This is a genomic window from Nocardia lijiangensis NBRC 108240, from assembly GCF_001613045.1.
Classification (GTDB): domain Bacteria; phylum Actinomycetota; class Actinomycetes; order Mycobacteriales; family Mycobacteriaceae; genus Nocardia; species Nocardia lijiangensis.
This window is the reverse complement of record NZ_BDBP01000010.1, coordinates 36,317-51,768: the sequence shown is the minus strand read 5'-3', so window position 1 is coordinate 51,768 and position 15,452 is coordinate 36,317. Positions and strand designations below refer to the sequence as shown.

General features: G+C 67.5%; 13 protein-coding genes. 3 read left to right on the top strand and 10 right to left on the bottom strand.

The annotated features are described in order from the left end of the window. Positions 1-320 precede the first annotated feature (320 nt). Positions 321-1,118 (bottom strand): HugZ family pyridoxamine 5'-phosphate oxidase, encoded by a 798-nt coding sequence (locus NL1_RS03940; protein ID WP_067834377.1) that lies wholly within the window; start codon positions 1,116-1,118, stop codon positions 321-323. A 94-nt stretch (positions 1,119-1,212) separates the two neighbouring features. On the opposite strand from NL1_RS03940, the gene NL1_RS03935 reads away from it, so the two are divergent. Further along, the gene (locus NL1_RS03935; RefSeq protein WP_218024350.1) at positions 1,213-2,304 is read left to right on the top strand and encodes a hypothetical protein; all 1,092 of its coding nucleotides are present in this window, start codon (positions 1,213-1,215) and stop codon (positions 2,302-2,304) included. 64 nt (positions 2,305-2,368) lie between these two features. Here NL1_RS03935 and NL1_RS03930 read toward each other — a convergent pair whose 3' ends face one another. Both NL1_RS03930 and NL1_RS03925 read right to left on the bottom strand, forming a co-directional pair. Then, positions 2,369-3,373, bottom strand: coding sequence for an SMP-30/gluconolactonase/LRE family protein (locus tag NL1_RS03930; RefSeq protein WP_245673078.1), 1,005 nt, complete (start codon positions 3,371-3,373; stop codon positions 2,369-2,371). 258 nt (positions 3,374-3,631) lie between these two features. Further along, positions 3,632-4,480, bottom strand: a complete 849-nt coding sequence (locus tag NL1_RS03925) for a helix-turn-helix transcriptional regulator (protein WP_067834428.1) — start codon at positions 4,478-4,480, stop codon at positions 3,632-3,634. 139 nt (positions 4,481-4,619) lie between these two features. On the opposite strand from NL1_RS03925, the gene NL1_RS03920 reads away from it, so the two are divergent. Continuing rightward, positions 4,620-5,399, top strand: a complete 780-nt coding sequence (locus NL1_RS03920; RefSeq protein ID WP_067834375.1) for an NAD(P)H-dependent oxidoreductase — start codon at positions 4,620-4,622, stop codon at positions 5,397-5,399. 292 nt (positions 5,400-5,691) lie between these two features. Here the strand turns inward: NL1_RS03920 and NL1_RS03915 are convergent, their stop codons facing one another. From NL1_RS03915 to NL1_RS03895, 5 genes are all read right to left on the bottom strand, one after another. Continuing rightward, positions 5,692-6,408 (bottom strand): metal-dependent hydrolase, encoded by a 717-nt coding sequence (locus NL1_RS03915; protein WP_067834372.1) that lies wholly within the window; start codon positions 6,406-6,408, stop codon positions 5,692-5,694. Positions 6,409-6,592: 184 nt separating this feature from the next. Then, entirely contained in the window at positions 6,593-8,827 is a 2,235-nt protein-coding gene (gene katG / locus NL1_RS03910; protein ID WP_067834371.1) for a catalase/peroxidase HPI, read from the bottom strand. A gap of 39 nt (positions 8,828-8,866) precedes the next feature. Then, positions 8,867-9,298: a Fur family transcriptional regulator gene (locus NL1_RS03905; RefSeq protein WP_067834370.1), complete on the bottom strand. Its 432-nt coding sequence runs from the start codon at positions 9,296-9,298 to the stop codon at positions 8,867-8,869. A 648-nt stretch (positions 9,299-9,946) separates the two neighbouring features. Continuing rightward, positions 9,947-10,543: an NADPH-dependent F420 reductase gene (locus tag NL1_RS03900; protein WP_067834369.1), complete on the bottom strand. Its 597-nt coding sequence runs from the start codon at positions 10,541-10,543 to the stop codon at positions 9,947-9,949. Positions 10,544-10,583: 40 nt separating this feature from the next. Further along, the gene (locus NL1_RS03895) at positions 10,584-11,417 is read right to left on the bottom strand and encodes an inositol monophosphatase family protein (protein WP_067834368.1); all 834 of its coding nucleotides are present in this window, start codon (positions 11,415-11,417) and stop codon (positions 10,584-10,586) included. Positions 11,418-11,553: 136 nt separating this feature from the next. Between NL1_RS03895 and NL1_RS03890 the strand changes: the two genes are divergently transcribed. Beyond that, positions 11,554-12,477, top strand: coding sequence for a LysR family transcriptional regulator (locus NL1_RS03890; RefSeq protein WP_067834427.1), 924 nt, complete (start codon positions 11,554-11,556; stop codon positions 12,475-12,477). Positions 12,478-12,762: 285 nt separating this feature from the next. Here the strand turns inward: NL1_RS03890 and NL1_RS03885 are convergent, their stop codons facing one another. Beyond that, on the bottom strand, positions 12,763-13,530 hold the full coding sequence (locus NL1_RS03885) for an alpha/beta hydrolase (RefSeq protein ID WP_218024349.1): 768 nt from the start codon (positions 13,528-13,530) through the stop codon (positions 12,763-12,765). 691 nt (positions 13,531-14,221) lie between these two features. Beyond that, positions 14,222-15,388, bottom strand: a complete 1,167-nt coding sequence (locus NL1_RS03880) for a type III polyketide synthase (protein WP_084510283.1) — start codon at positions 15,386-15,388, stop codon at positions 14,222-14,224. Positions 15,389-15,452: the final 64 nt, after the last annotated feature.

Below are 15,452 nucleotides of genomic sequence, written 5' to 3'. Positions count from 1 at the left end.
GCGCGTATCGCGACTACGGCGACTCGGGCTCAGGGCAGGAAACGACCCACGCAATCATCGAGCCGCGCCGCCTCGGCGAGGGAACATCCCACCGGGGCATCGGCGCCTCCGACGACGAGCCCGGCCGCACGAAGCGATCTCCGCACACTCGCCCCAGAATCCGCGGCCGCATCATGCACCATCCCCGTGGCCGACAACTGAATCCGACACGACCGGCAGACTCGCCGTCCGCCACCACCCCCGATACCGCTCCATGACAGCCAGGATTACCGACCTTGCACACGGCCGGAAGCGTAGGACTACTCAGCCGAACGGCGAACTCAGCCCTCTCGCGCCCTCCGCGTCAATTCCACTGTCGCCGCACGCAATCCGTCGACACCGTCCAACCGCTCCGCATAACCCACCCGGGTCCGCGCCACCCCACGCGGCGTCTCCACCCGCAAATCCAGCCCGTACCGATCCGCCCGCTCACACAGCGCCGCCGTCGCATCCGGATAACCACCGAGCACCCGCGCCATCGACAACAGCGCGTCGGCGTGATCGTCGTTCAAATGCGCGATCGCCCGCCCCGCCACCGGCGCGACCGGATCCGGCTCCGCCGCCAGATACTCCTCGGCCGTCGCCGAATCCATCCGCCCGTACCCGCCGACCCAGCGCACCCGCCGCACCCGCAACACCCACAGCGAGAAATCGCTGTACTCGACATACATCCGCGCCGCGGGCACCGCGGCCACATGCGCCTCCCGCGCCGCCGCCAACTCCGCGTTCACCGGACGCTCCACCACACCCGCCAGCGTGATCCGCGAACCCGCCAACGGATCCGCGGGGCCCTCCGGCGCCACGATCGACAGACTGGCCCGCGGATCGGCCGCCAGATTCCGGCCGTGCTCGGCCATCCGCGACACACACAACACCGGCGCACCGTCCAGCAACCCGTACGTCACGAACGACGCCCACGGTGAGCCGTCCTCGCTCAGGCTCGCCAACGTCGCGATATTCGTCGCCGCCGCAACCGTTCTCGCTTCCTCCGCCGCAGCAGGCCGCGCCGCGTTCACCACCGCACCGAGCGGACCGGGCACCGACGGCGCGTCACCGGGATCACCGTGATCGAGAGTCATGACCCCCAGCGTGCCACGCCGAAACGCCGCGAGCGGCACAACCAAAGCAACCCAATAGCCGCGCCCCGCCACCCGATACGTGAGGATGTGCCACGTGACCCGATACGCATTCGACGCCGACCGCAACGCAATCGTCGCCATCTGGGCGACCGGACGCGGCGATCAGGCAGAGACGGTAGCCCTGCTGCCGCCGACAACACCCGAGCTGGCAACGGATCTGGCGTCGAATCTGACCACGCTGTCGCGCTTCCACTGGCGCACCTACACCCACCCCGCGGCCGCCGCGGGCGACCCCGACATCCCCGACAGCGAGGCTTGGCGTCGCGCCGAAGAACGCCGAAACTTCACCGAAGTCGACAACGGCCTGCGCAACCCCAACCTGCCCACCGAAGCCGGCCTGCTCGTTTCCTACAGCGGCGTCGTCGAATCCGCCCACCGCGTCGGCCGCTGCCTGCACGGCATCGATACCGCCGAACTCACCGAAACCATCGTCGCCGAGATCCGCCGCGAACAAGCCGCCATCGAAGCCGCCGAACTCGGCGACCTCTCCGGCCGCGCCCGTCAAGCCGTCGAACTCTCCCGCCCTGACGTCTCACCCGCCCAAGTCCACGCTGCCGACACACTGCTGCGCACCGACCCGCTCGGCACACCCGAGCTGTTCACCGACCTCGACCCGGCCTCCGCCTCCGTCGCCGCCGTCCACTGGCTGCACGCGGCCGCCGAGATCGCAGGCGACCTCGCCGACCTCGCCATCACCGACGTCATCGCCGAAGCCGACGACATCGAAGCCATCCCCGTCGAAACCCCCACCCTCGTCCTGGAACGACTCGACAGCGGGGAAACGGCCACCGACATCGTCGTCGACCTCATCGCCGAAGCCGTCGCCGTCTCCGAAGGGCACCTGCCCGCCCCCTGGGCCGTCGTCGCCCGCGTCGCCGAACTCGAAGAGCACGCCCGCCGCTACGAGATCGACAACGCCACCCGCGCCGCCATGCTCGCCGAATTCCGCGTCAGCCGCCTCGACCCAGCCCGCCCCGCCCTCGACCTACTCGAAGACCTGCTCGACGGAATCCGCGGCTGCCTGCTGCTCTACGCAGCCCACCACGACGACGACACCGACATCGAAGACCGGTTCGCCGCCGATGTTCGCCGCGCCGCCGACACCAACTCCGACCGGCTCTTCTGAACCAGCCTCACCCCGCCCGGCCCGGACCCAGGGCCGCGGCGGGCACAACAGCCCGTCGGACCTGTCAGCTCGGCACCCGGGCGACGGCAACGGCCGACTCGGTCAAGCTGCCCAGATACAACGTGCCCTGATGCTCGACGACACCGGTGACCATCGAGAAATCCGTGCCCTCGGTCTGCAGATCGTGCACGACCTTCCCCTCGAAATCGACCGCGACCACCCAGACCGTGCGCGGCGGCTTCGGATGCGCCCAGGCGGGCAACGACCACACCACGCGGCGCAGCACACCGGGCAGGGGGAGCAGGCGATCCAGCAAGGGATCTCGCGGGGCGGGCAGCGTGATCCAGACCAGGCCGTCGCTGCCGAGCGCCATATTGTCCGGGAATCCCGGCAGGTTCTCGACGAGCCGATCGGTGGTGCCGGCCCGTGGGCCGGTCAGCCAATGCCGGGTCACTCGATACGCGCCGGTCTCGGCCACCAGTACGCAGGAGCGATCGGGTGCGAGCACCACGCCGTTGGCGAATTGCAGTCCGTCGACGAGTGTTTCGACCTTGCCCGACGGGTCGCGCCGGAACAGGCGGCCGGTACCGGAATGCTCCAGCAGGTCGCCCATCCACTGGTCGAGCGGGTAGCGGCGCGAGGATGCGGAGAAGTAGATGGCGCCGTCGACATCGCGAACCACATTGCTGGCGAAGGCGAGTCGCTCGCCGTCGACCTCCTCGACCAGCACCTCGAGTGCGCCGTTCTGGTCCAAGCGCAGCAGTCCGCGCGCGAAATCGCAGATCAGCAGGGAGCCGTCGGCATCGGCGTGCAGTCCGAGCGGGCGGCCGCCGGTGTTCGTCATTTCGCGCACCGACCCGTCGGCCGGGTCGATGCTCACGATCGTGCCGTCCGCGAGCCCGGCGACCACTTTCCCTTCGGGTGTGCGTACCACGTCTTCGGGCGCTGCGCCGGGAAGTTCGATCCTCGTCACCGGCGGTAGTGGGGGAGTGCTGTGCTTCTCACGCGCCCGATCCGGGGCCTGCGGGGGAGTCCAGCGGTGCGGTTGCATGGTCGAGCCTGCGAACATGGCGGCCAGCGTATCCGGGCGGGGCTGGAATCGGTGGAGAACCAAGCAGAAGCAACATATTGCTATGTAGATATGCGCATCTAGCCATGAATCCCCAATAGGGAGCCCTTCACGCCCGGCAAGCCGGGCGAAGCAAGGAAGCGGGGGAGGGGAGGCGTCCTCTTGGGGAACTTGCGTGCCATCCCGCCACGGGGATCGGGAATACGTTCGACCAGACCGGATTTCGCCGCCGCCCTCAGCGGGTGGGCGCGGCCTGAGTTACTCGCGGACCTGAGCGTTCATTGGGGGATGGGGATCACTGCTGTCCACGCCCAGGCCCGCGAGCAGGCGCAGCCCGTCCGCGGCGGGACTGCCGGGGGCCGCGGACAGCACCAGCAGCTCCATGCCTGATTCGTCCGGTAGCGCGAAGTTCTCATGGTGCAGTTCCAGCAGTCCGACCAGCGGGTGCCGGTACGCCTTGCGCCCATGTGTGCGGGCGCGCACGTCCGCGCGGGCCCAGAGGCGGCGGAAGCGCTCGCTGCCCATCGATAGTTCACCGATGAGCGAGGCCAGGCGGGGGTCGTCGGGGTATTTGCCCGCGGCCAGGCGCAGGTGCCCGACCACGTCGAGGGTGCAGTTCTCCCAGTCGGCGTAAAGCCCGCGCTCGGTTTCCTCGAGGAAGATGTGGCGGGCGGTGTTCAGACCCGGCATCGGCCGGCCGTAGAGGAGCCCGGCGAGGCGGTTCCCGGCGAGCACGTCCAGGCGGTGGTCCATGATCAGCGCGGGTGCGTCGGCGACCAGGTCGAGGACGCGCAGCAGCTCCGGCCGGACCCGCCCGCCCGGCGCCTTCGCGCGGCGGCGGCGCTGCCGGGCGAGCCGGTAGAGGTGCTCACGTTCGGTCTCGTCGAGACCGAGGACGCGGGCGAGCGCGTCGAGAACCTGTTCGGAGGGCTGGGTCGCGCGGCCCTGCTCCAGGCGTACGTAGTAGTCGATGCTGACTCCGGACAGGTGCGCGACCTCTTCGCGGCGCAGCCCTTCGACCCTGCGGTGCCTGTCGGTGGGGATGCCGACGGCCGCAGGGTCGACCCGGGAACGCCGGGTTCGCAGGAAGCCCGCAAGATCGTCCACGCCCCCCAGTATGGCCTCGACGGCGCCCGTGAAGGTGGTCCTGCCGTTACCAGGAAGTCCCGTCCGATGGAAGAAGCGCCCCTGAACGCCGGGCGCCGCGGCGTCCAGGATCGAAGTCACCCGATCCGAAGGAGTTCTGATGAAGACGCTGATCGTCTACGCCCATCCGGAGCCGAAGTCGCTCAACAGCTCGCTGAAGGACCTGGCGGTGTCCACGCTGGAGGCCGCCGGGCACGAGGTACGGGTGAGCGATCTGTACGCGATGAACTGGAAGGCGGTCGTGGACGCCGCGGACTACGGCCCCCACGCCTCGAGTCCGCTGAAGGTCATCCTGGACTCGGGCCGGGCCTTCGACGCCGGGACGCTCACCCCGGACGTCCGCGCCGAGCAGGAGAAACTGCTGTGGGCCGACACGATCATCTTCCAGTTCCCGCTGTGGTGGTACGCGATGCCCGCGATCCTGAAAGGCTGGGTGGACCGGGTGTTCACCTACAACTTCGCCTACGGCGTCGGCGAGCACAGCGACACCAGGTACGGCGAGCGCTTCGGCGAAGGCACCCTCGCGGGCAGGAAGGCTCTGCTGTCGGTGACCGTCGGCGGCCCGGAGTCGCATTACGCCGCGCGTGGGATCAACGGCCCCATCGACGATCTGCTGTTCCCGATCCACCACGGCATCCTCTATTACCCCGGCATCGAGGTGCTGCCCCCGTTCGTGCTCTACGGCACCGACCGGATGACCGGCGAGGACTACACGGACGTCGCCAAGGCATGGGAACAGCGCCTGCTCGCCCTGGAGTCGACCGAGCCGATCGCGTTCCGGCGGCAGAACTTCGGTGACTACGAGATCCCCTCACTACACCTGAAGCCGGGACTGGAGCCCGCGGGCCGCACGGGTTTCGGGCTGCACGTGCGCGGCTGACCGCGGGGAGCTGGTTCACAGGGGGAGTGCGTACGAGCTCGAGACGGGGGATCGGCCTGAGAGAGCGGTCCGCTGCCGACGCGGCGGATTTCTGGAGCGCTACAACGTCGATGTCGAGCGAATCGACCGGAGATCTGGGGCCGTGAGTTCGAAGTATAGATACTGCTATCTAGATATGCATATTGATCTATGTAGCAAACCATCTACTAGCCAACCTCTTTCACGACCTCTCGACCCCAAAGACAGCACTGACGAGGGGAGGGGTGGGCCACCGTGGCGACCCACCCCTCTGTTACGGACTCGTGGTGAAGACGTACCACAGGACGCCGAGCGTGGCGACGGCGAACAGCGGTGTGAGCACCCAGGTTTCGAGTTTGTTCCCGGTTCGTTCGATGATCGGCACGCGGGTGCGCACTTTCAACGGCCAGAAGAGCCGGCAGCCGCGGTCGGTGAGGCAGTCGCCGATGAGGTGGGCGAAAGCGCCGAGGCCCACGCAGAACGGCAACCAGGCGGGTCGGTCGCTGATCCAGTTGTCCATGGCGAAGGTGCCCGCGGTCGCGAGAACGACGATGGTGCCCCATGAGCGGATCCCGTCGCCCGGCGGGTACAGGTGCAGGGCCCGCACCGCGAGGGCGAGCAGGAAGAAGACGAGTGCGAGGGTGAATCCGCGCCCGATCCAATGCATTCCGGCCCAGGTGCCGAACGCGGCCGCGATCACGAACGCGAACGAGTGGGTGGCCTGCCGGTGTCCACCTGCGATGGTCGATATGACCTTGCAGAGGAAGTAGGAGAGGGGGCCGAGCACACGCGCGATCGTTCCCTTGGGGTGGTCGGCATCGGGGAGCAGCGCCGCGCCGGCGGTCAAGAAGACGCCGAGGAGGACGTCGACCGGGCCCAGGCGGGCCTCGCTGTCCTGTAATACCGGGTAGGTCAACGCCGCAAGAGGCAGCGTCGCCGCCGCCACCGACCAGGCGAGCGCGCCGCTGGTCGCATGTGAATGTCCAAGCACTGCTTGGAGATTAGTTGAACCGGGGACAATCCGACATAATCCGCGCGCGGCAGATTATGTCAACCACAGCGTGCGGCGCTCGAATGGCCCTGGGGGAGTTGATGTCTGGAGGGGAGTGCCGTTGGTTACACGTCCTGGTGAAGGCGCTCCGCGAACCGGTTACGGTTCGCGGAGCGCCTTTGTATCAGGCCAGGTCGAACCGGTCGAGGTTCATGACCTTGACCCAGGCGGTGACGAAGTCCTCGACGAACTTCTGCTTCGCGTCGTCGGTCGCGTAGACCTCGGCGATGGCGCGCAGCTGCGAGTTCGACCCGAAGACGAGATCGACGCGGCTGCCGGTCCACTTGGTCGCGCCGGTGGCGCGGTCCTTGCCCTCGTAGGTTCCGTCGTCGGCTTGCGACGGCTCCCACGCCGTGCCCATGTCGAGCAGGTTCACGAAGAAGTCGTTGGTCAACGACCCAGGGGTGTCGGTGAATACGCCCAGCGGCGACTGCTTGTGGTTCGCGCCGAGGACGCGCAGACCGCCGACGAGGACCGTCATCTGCGGTGCGCTGAGGGTGAGCAGGTTCGCCTTGTCCAGCAGCAGGGCCTCGGCGGGAATCCTGGCGCCCTTACCGAGGTAGTTGCGGAAGCCGTCGGCGTTCGGCTCGAGTGCGGAGAAGGACTCCACATCGGTCCGGTCCTGGGTGGCGTCCGTGCGTCCCGGCGAGAACGGCACCTCGATGTCGTATCCGGCGTTCTTGGCGGCCTGCTCGACGGCCGCGGATCCCGCGAGGACGACGAGGTCGGCGAACGAGACGCGCGTATTGCCGGTCTGGGCGGCGTTGAACGACTCCTGGATGCCCTCCAGGGTGCGCACCACCTGGGCGAGCTCGTCGGGTTCGTTGACTTCCCATCCGCTCTGCGGTTCGAGACGGATGCGTCCGCCGTTGGCGCCGCCGCGCTTGTCGCTGCCGCGGAACGACGACGCCGCGGCCCACGCGGTGGAGACAAGCTGGGCTGCGGTGAGTCCCGAGTCCAGAATGCGGCCCTTGAGGGTGGCGATGTCGGCCGGTCCGATGAGATCGTGCGTCACCGAGGGGACGGGATCCTGCCACAGCAGCGTCTCCTGCGGTACCAGCGGTCCGAGGTAACGGGCGATGGGGCCCATGTCGCGGTGGGTCAGCTTGTACCAGGCCTTGGCGAACTCGTCGGCGAGCTCTTCGGGGTGGTCGAGCCAGCGGCGGGTGATCTGCTCGTAGATCGGGTCGATCCGCAGCGAGAGGTCCGTCGTCAGCATCACCGGGGTGTGCGTCTTCGACGGGTCGTGGGCGTCGGCGACGGTGCCTTGGCCCGCGCCGTCCTTGGGGATGTACTGCCACGCGCCCGCGGGACTCTTGGTCTTCTCCCACTCGTAGCCGTACAGGGTTTCGAGGAAGCTGTTGTCCCACTTGGTCGGAGTGGGGGTCCAGGTGCCTTCGAGACCGCTGGTGATCGCGTCCTTGCCGACGCCGGTGTTGAAGGAGCTCCTCCAGCCGAGGCCCTGTTCCTCGAGCGGTGCGGCCTCGGGCTCGGGGCCGACGAGGTCGGCAGGGCCCGCGCCGTGGGTCTTGCCGAAGGTGTGGCCGCCGACGATGAGCGCCGCCGTCTCGACGTCGTTCATGGCCATGCGGTGGAAGGTCTCGCGGATGTCGGTGGCCGCGGCGAGGGGATCGGGGTTGCCGTTGGGCCCTTCCGGATTGACGTAGATCAGGCCCATCTGGACCGCGGCGAGCGGCCTTTCGAGGTCGCGCTGTCCGGTGTAGCGATCGTCGCCGAGCCAGGTCTGTTCGGGGCCCCAGTAGACGTCTTCCTCGGGCTCCCACTGATCGACGCGGCCGCCGCCGAAGCCGAAGGTCTCGAAGCCCATCGACTCGAGTGCGACGTTGCCCGCGTAGACGATCAGGTCGGCCCAGGAGAGTTTCTTGCCGTACTTCTGCTTGACCGGCCACAGCAGGCGGCGGGCCTTGTCGAGGCTGGCGTTGTCGGGCCAGCTGTTGAGCGGTGCGAAGCGCTGCATGCCCGCACCGGCGCCGCCACGGCCGTCGTTGATGCGGTAGGTGCCCGCGGCATGCCAGGCCATGCGGATGAACAGCGGTCCGTAGTGGCCGTAGTCGGCGGGCCACCAGTCCTGCGAGGTCGTCATGACCTCTTCGATGTCGCGTTTCACCGCGGCCAGATCGAGGGTCTGGAATTCCGCGGCATAGTCGAAGTCCTCGCCCATGGGGTTGGCCACGGCGGGGTTCTTCTGGAGGATCTTCAGGTTGAGCTGGTTCGGCCACCAGTCACGGTTACCGCCTCCGCCCTCGGCCGGATACTTGAACCGGCCGGACGCGACGGGGCAACCACTTTCCGCAGGTTCCGTGTTCGCCTCTGCGATGGGCGGATGTTCCTGTGGCACGACGATTTCCTTTCGGATCGAGTGTGAATCGGGCTGTGATCACGGGTGTGTCTGTTGTGCGCATTCGGGGCACAGGCCCCAGTAGATGACCTCGGCTTCGTCGAGGACGAAACCGTTGTCGTTCGACGCGGTCAGGCAGGGCGCCGCGCCGACGGAGCAGTCGACGTCGACGATGGCGGCGCAGGACCGGCAGACGAGGTGGTGGTGGTTGTCGCCGACTCGGGTTTCGTAGCGGGCCACGGAACCCATCGGCTGGATTCGCCGGATCAGTCCGGCGGCGGTCAGCGCCCGGAGCACGTCGTAGACGGCTTGGTGGGAGACCGCGCCGAGTGTTTGGCGCACTCGGCCGAGGATCGAATCCGTATCGGAGTGGGGATGATCGTGCACCGCCGCTAGCACCGCGACTCGCGGTGCGGTCACACGTAGCGCGGCGCTGCGAAGCATGCGCTCGTAGTCCGAGGTGGTGGACACATTCTGAAGTATGACCCATTCAAGTCTTTGTCATGGGTGGTTTGGGGGAAGTGATCCTCGAACGTTACTTAACATAATGTCGATTATCGGCGCGGGAAGGGTCGGCGAAAGGGGTCGGGTTCGCGTGGAAATATCGCCGGTTCGCCGCCGCTGTCACGTCTCGCCGCCCGCCGCCCAGCACCCGCCGATACCCGCGCGGCGTGGTTCCTGCGTGCAGTGGACACGGTCCCCGTGACGCACATTTCGGCTACCGTAAATTTTCCGGTGACCATCAAAGATTGTTCTAATATCTTGGAAATAGCCAAGATACGACTGAAGGCCACTACCCCAGCCTCTCCCCCTTTCCATCCTAAATTTCGTCACGTGATGAAAAATCGGGGAATGCGCGGGGGGCCCCGTCCCATCTAGGTCGGGCCGCGAGATGGAGTTCACAGGGCCTCTTGCTGTTCGGGAACAGCAAGAGGCCGCGGTAGTTGGTCTCAGACCACGAACATCCACACCAGATCGCCCGCCGCGCGCGCAGGACGGCAGCCTCGAGCACCGAGGCGGGCAATCGGGCGCCGGTCGGTCCGACGGCCTGTTCGATCGCCTCGCAGAGCTGGTGGCACCATCGACGACGCCGTAGGCAGGAGACGCACTCGGTGCGGATCAGCGAGCGATCGAGATCGCGAAGGGCGCGAATCCGCTGGATCGGATCACGTGCGGTACGAACAAGATCGCGGCCTCGGCAGCCCGCGCGGTCTCGATCCCGCCGAGGTCCGTGATCCACTCCTGGTGCCAGCCGAGGTCCGCGAGAAGCCCTCGGACGACCTGCTTGGCCTCCGGGTCCTTGCCGGAGAGGAACGCGGTTGGCGTCTGGGTGAGCGCGGCGGGCGCGGTCATCACCGAGTGAAGCATCGTGTTGAGCGTCTTGACGACGTGCGTCTCGGGGAGCGCCTTCTGGAGTTGCTCCGCGAGGCTCGAGCCGGGGTAGAGCAGGTCGGCGGGCAGTCCGTCCGGTCCGTCGACGGTGGCGTTGGAGACGTCTACGAGGATCTTGCCGCGCAGTTCCTCGCGCAGCGCGGCGAGCCGCTCCAGCGAGCCTGCGCCCGGCGTGGCGTTGATGACGATCTGCGCTGTCCGGGCAGTGGCGGCGGCAGCGCCGGGCGAGCGGTCCGCCACGGTCACTCCGTGCCCGGCCCGGGTGAGGGCGGTGGCCAGGCCGCCGCCGACGCGGCCGCCGCCGAGGATGGTGATCTTGCTCATGGTGAACTGGTCCTCCTGGGTTTTCTGTTCTGTTCGGTGGTCAGCGGGAGAGCGTGGCGACCGCATCGGCGTGCACGCCGGGCGCCGCTGCCAGGAAGCTGTCGCTCCCCGGGGTCCAGGGGCGGCCCTCGGCGGTGGAGATCCGTCCGCCGGCCTCGGCGACGAGCAGCGCCCCGGGAAGCAAGTCCGCGCGGGCTCCGGCGAACTGCCAGAAGGCGTCGATCCGGCCGGCGGCCACGTTCAGCAGGTGCAGGGTGGCGGGCACGGCTGTCCGCACCACGAGCGCGTCGATGAGCATCTCGGTGATCGAGGAGCCGACGCGCCGCACGACCTTCTCGTCCTCGTCCGGCCTGGCCTGGCTCGTGGCCACGATGCTCAGCCCGAGGTCCGTGGTCCCCGACACGTGCAGCGGCCGGCCGTCTAGGTGGGCGCCGGCGCCGGCGAGCGCGGTGTAGGTCTCGCCGGTCAGCGGCAGGTGGACCGCAGTGAGCACCGGCTGGTTGTCGTGCACCAGTGTGGCGGTCACCGCCCACTCCGGCAGGGCGTGCAGGTGGTTGACGTTGCCTTCGACCGGATCCACGACCCACCATTCGCCGGCCGGCAGAGCGCCGCCGTCCAGCTCCTCCTCCACCCAGCGGGCGTCCGGGCGCAGGACTTCGAGGCGGGGGCGCAGGATGTCGAGAACCGTGTCGTCGTTGGCGGCGAGCGCGCCCATCAGCTCTTCGCGGGTCTGGAACTGGATCACGTCGCCGAAGCGCTCCCGCAGTGCCGAACTCGCCGTGCGTACGGCGATCGCGGTCTGTGCGAGCAGGTCGGCGTCGGAGGCGGAGCCGGCGGCTGTGGCAACACCGGTGTTCCGAATCGACTCGGGCATGGTGGGTGCTCCTCTCTGAGCAGGGGGTGATGAGGTCAGCCGGGCGAGAACCGTGGTCTTTTGCGCCCGCATCTCGAAGGTAGGAGGGGCGATCGTTAACTTCAAGTGCATGTAAAGCACGAATAGAATGACTCTCATGCAATTGGATTTGAATCTGCTCGCCGCGCTCGACGCTCTCCTGGAGGAAGGCAGCGTGGCCGGTGCGGCCGACCGCCTGCACGTCACCGCCCCCGCGATGAGCCGAAGCCTCGGCCGGATCCGGCGCACGACGGGGGATCAGATCCTGGTACGCACAGGGCGCACGATGACCCCGACGCCCTACGCGCTCGCCGTCCGGGAACAGGTGCACGACCTGCTGCGGCAGGTCCAGGGCGTGCTGGCGCCAAGCCGTGAACTCGACCTCGCGACGCTCGAGCGCACCTTCACGCTCCGCTGGCACGACGCACTGGTCGCCCTCAGCGGTCCCGCCCTTCTCGCTTCCGTGCGCGAGCAGGCGCCGGGCGTGCGTCTGCGCTTCATCGCGGAATCGAGCATCGACACCCCCGAGTTGCGGCGCGGCGAGGTCGACCTCGCCGCGAACGCGGACCGCCCGACCGCACCCGAGATTCGCGCCGATCGGGTGGCCGAGACCCCGCACGTCATCGTCGTACGGCGGGGGCACCCGCTCACCCATGTCGAGACCGTCACCGCCGCGCGGTATGCCGCGGCCGAGCACATCACCGTCTCGCGGCGCGGAAGGCTCGGCAACATCCTCGACGACGCTCTCGCGCGGCTCGACCTCACCCGACGTGTGGTGGCGACCGCGCCCACCGAAAGCGCCGCGTTCGAGTTCGTGCGAGGCTCCGACCTCCTCGTCACAGCCCCCGAATCCACGGCGCGTTCGGCCGCCGCAGATCTCGGCCTGGTCCTGCTCCCGCTCCCGTTCGACCTGCCGCCGGCCCCGGCGTACCTGTCATGGCATCAGCGCTATGACACCGACCCCGCACACATCTGGCTACGCGATCTGGCACGGACCGCGTTGACCAATGCGATGGGAGGACAGGGTCAGACGGCGCGTTGACACCTGCTGACGCAGAGAACCAGTCCGTCATGGGGAACATGACCGCTCCTGACGAATCCCTCGATCGTCACGCCTGGCGCGAACGAGAACGCGACAACCGTTGAGCATCGGGTTTTCGATGACAGAGGCGTCCAGGGTCGGTCCGAGGATGTCGATTCCGGCGCAGTTGACCGCCACCCGCAGGCGGCCCCAGCTGCGTAGCAGCATCCAGGGCCGAAGCGACGGCGCGTTCATCGCAGACGTCCGTGGGAACATCCGTCGCGCGTTCTGCGGGCCGAACTCGGCTCAGCGCAATTCGTGGTCCAGGAAGTCGAGAACTGCTTCGGTGTATGTCTTCGGATCGGCCTTCAGTCCCGACAAATGCTCCGCGTGCGGCAGCACAAGGGTCCGGAAGCGGGGATACCGAGCCGCAAAGGTCTCCACCGAAACCGCCGAGATGATTCGATCGCGCCCACCGACGATCAACAGCGCAGGCACGGACTCGTAGTCGGCGTTCAGCGGCGGGGGCCAATCGGCGCCCAGCATGGCCAGCGCGGTGGTGCTCATCGCCGCCCCTACCGCGGTTCGGGCGGGTCTCCCGGCGAGGAGGCCGGGAACCGGTAGGCCGCCCGAGGCCAGAAAGCTCTCGAAAACGTCACGCGCGTCGTCCCCCGGTCCGCTGTCGCAAACGATCGCGTCCACCGTGAACCCGTCGCGGGTCAGCGAGTAGACCGACGGATAGGTCGAGAACGAAAATCCATACAGTGCAACCTTTGCCGATCGATAGGTCGCCGTTTCGCGCAGCATCGACACGACAGCGACGATGTCGGTCGTGAGATGCTCACTGAGCTTGCGCAACCGGCGATCCGTTCCGCTGGCTCCGTGATTGCGGTGGTCGAACAGGCACACGGTGTATCCGGCGGCGTGCAGGAACTTCGCGTGCGCAAGTGACGCCGACTTGCTCATCCCGATCCCGTGTCCGAGCACCACGACCCGGTCGGGCGACCCCGGGCACAACCAGACGTGGATGTGTTTGCCTGGCTCGTACTCGACGGTCGAATCTGTTGCGGCCAAGCCGAAATCCTCCGGCCGACGATGATGCTTGCGCCGCGGCGGGTGGTACAGCCGGAATGCCAGCGCGGCACCGTATACAGCGCCCAGCGGTACCGCCGCCACGGAAAGCGCGGTGCGGCCGAATGATGTCTTCGGGGGCTTGCTCCTGGGGCTCACAATCGGCGTCTCGGCATTGTCCACGGCAGGCTGCACTGATCACCTTTCATCGGCCGACATCGGAGGGAACGCTGTCGAAGATGTCAGGCGTTCCATCACCGAACCTATGTCAACCAACATATGGCTAGCTGAATGGCTAGTCAACTGTCGGCGGTCCTAGAGAAGCCCGCAACTGCCCCTTGGTGAGCGGCTGATCGCTGGAGACTCGGCATCGCCTCCCGCGCCGAACTCGCTGCGCGTCAGCGCCTCTGTCAGACGGCGCGTTGACACCTGCTGACACAGAGAACCAGTCCGTCATGGGGAACATCAGCGGTTACCGGCGAGGAGGATCGTGGCCGGTGCCCGGCATCGTCGTGGTGCGTGGACCCGCAGGTTCCCCGGCGTGGAGGGCGGCGAAGTCGGCGGGCGCCTGTTCAAGGGCTTTGTAGTGTGTTTGCACTGCTCCGCGCTGCCGCTCGTCCGGCGGTGAACCAGGCCCAGGATTCGCCGGCTGTCTTGGGCACTCGCTGGGCTGGACGGCCGAAAGGCAGCATGATCACCGGCGAACGACGTCGAAGACGAATCCCTCGATCGTCACGCCTGGCGCGAACGAGAACGCGACACCCGTAGAGATCGCCTTGTTCGCTCTTGCCTCACGGGCGATCCGCTCGAGCACGAAGATCAGCGAGACGCTCGACATGTTTCCGTACTCACTGAGGACATCCCAGCTCGTCGACGCGGCTTCCGGCGGGAGGCCGAGCGATCGCGCGGATTCGAGCAGGATCTTCGGCCCGCCCGGGTGAATTGCCCACACATCGATGTCCGGCTGCCGCAATCCATTGCGGCGCAGTACGTCTCCGACGACGGGAGCAACGCCGTTGTAGATGTACTGAGGTACGTTCTCGGACAGCCCACAGGTGATGCCGTCGTGGTTGACGCCGACCGCGATGCCGTCTTCGGTTCCCTCGAACAGGTGGGTGAATGCGTCCCGGATGACGATCGTCCCGGCTTTGGCCTGCTCCGTCCCTCGCTGTGCCCCGATGACGACCGCGCCGCACCCGTCTCCGAACAGGCTGTGAGTCACCGCGTCGTTGACGTCTTCGACGGGGACGGCATGCACCGAATTCAGCTCGATACACAGGACCATCGCCTTCTTGTCCGGGTTGGCCCGCACGAAGTCCGAGGCGGTGCGAATCCCGTTCATGGCTGCCGCGCAGCCCATGAAGTTGACCACCAGGCGAGCGACCGACCGAGGCAGTCCGAGATCTTCGACGACCGCGACATCCACGCCGGGCGCGATAACACCGGTGCTCGTGGCGAACACCAAAAGCCCGAGGTCAGCCGGGTCGACACCATCGAGCGCGCGCCGCGCCACATCGATCGCCAGCGGAACGGCGTGGCGGTAGAACAGGTGCATGCGATCCTGGATCTTCCTTGTTTCGCCACCAGGCGCGTGAAGTCGAGGATCCAGCGGGTCGACCGCGAATCGCCGGGTGTCGATCATGGTCTTGCCGAAGATTCGCCTGATCCGGGTTTGCTGCTCCGGATCGGTGAATTGTCCCGCCATCCAGTCCGCTGCGGCGGATTGGTCGAGGACCAGGCTGGGCGCACCGGTCGCAATCGCTTCGATGACAGGTACGGTCGGCGGCGCCGACCGAGTCGTGTGCTTGCGCGCTCGCGCAGCCGTGCGGGTGAGAAGTGCCTGATCGAGAACAATTGACATAGAGTCGGTTCTTCCTCGCTCGAGCGATTGGGGGATGCGTATTCCCATCGTCGACGAGCAAATG

Coding starts and splice junctions, on each gene's coding strand:
- NL1_RS03940 (WP_067834377.1), bottom strand. CDS start 1,118: ATGACTCTCGATCACGGTGATCCCGGTGACGCGCCGTCGGTGCCCGGT.
- NL1_RS03930 (WP_245673078.1), bottom strand. CDS start 3,373: ATGTTCGCAGGCTCGACCATGCAACCGCACCGCTGGACTCCCCCGCAG.
- NL1_RS03920 (WP_067834375.1), top strand. CDS start 4,620: ATGAAGACGCTGATCGTCTACGCCCATCCGGAGCCGAAGTCGCTCAAC.
- NL1_RS03900 (WP_067834369.1), bottom strand. CDS start 10,543: ATGAGCAAGATCACCATCCTCGGCGGCGGCCGCGTCGGCGGCGGCCTG.
- NL1_RS03895 (WP_067834368.1), bottom strand. CDS start 11,417: ATGCCCGAGTCGATTCGGAACACCGGTGTTGCCACAGCCGCCGGCTCC.
- NL1_RS03890 (WP_067834427.1), top strand. CDS start 11,554: ATGCAATTGGATTTGAATCTGCTCGCCGCGCTCGACGCTCTCCTGGAG.
- NL1_RS03880 (WP_084510283.1), bottom strand. CDS start 15,388: ATGTCAATTGTTCTCGATCAGGCACTTCTCACCCGCACGGCTGCGCGA.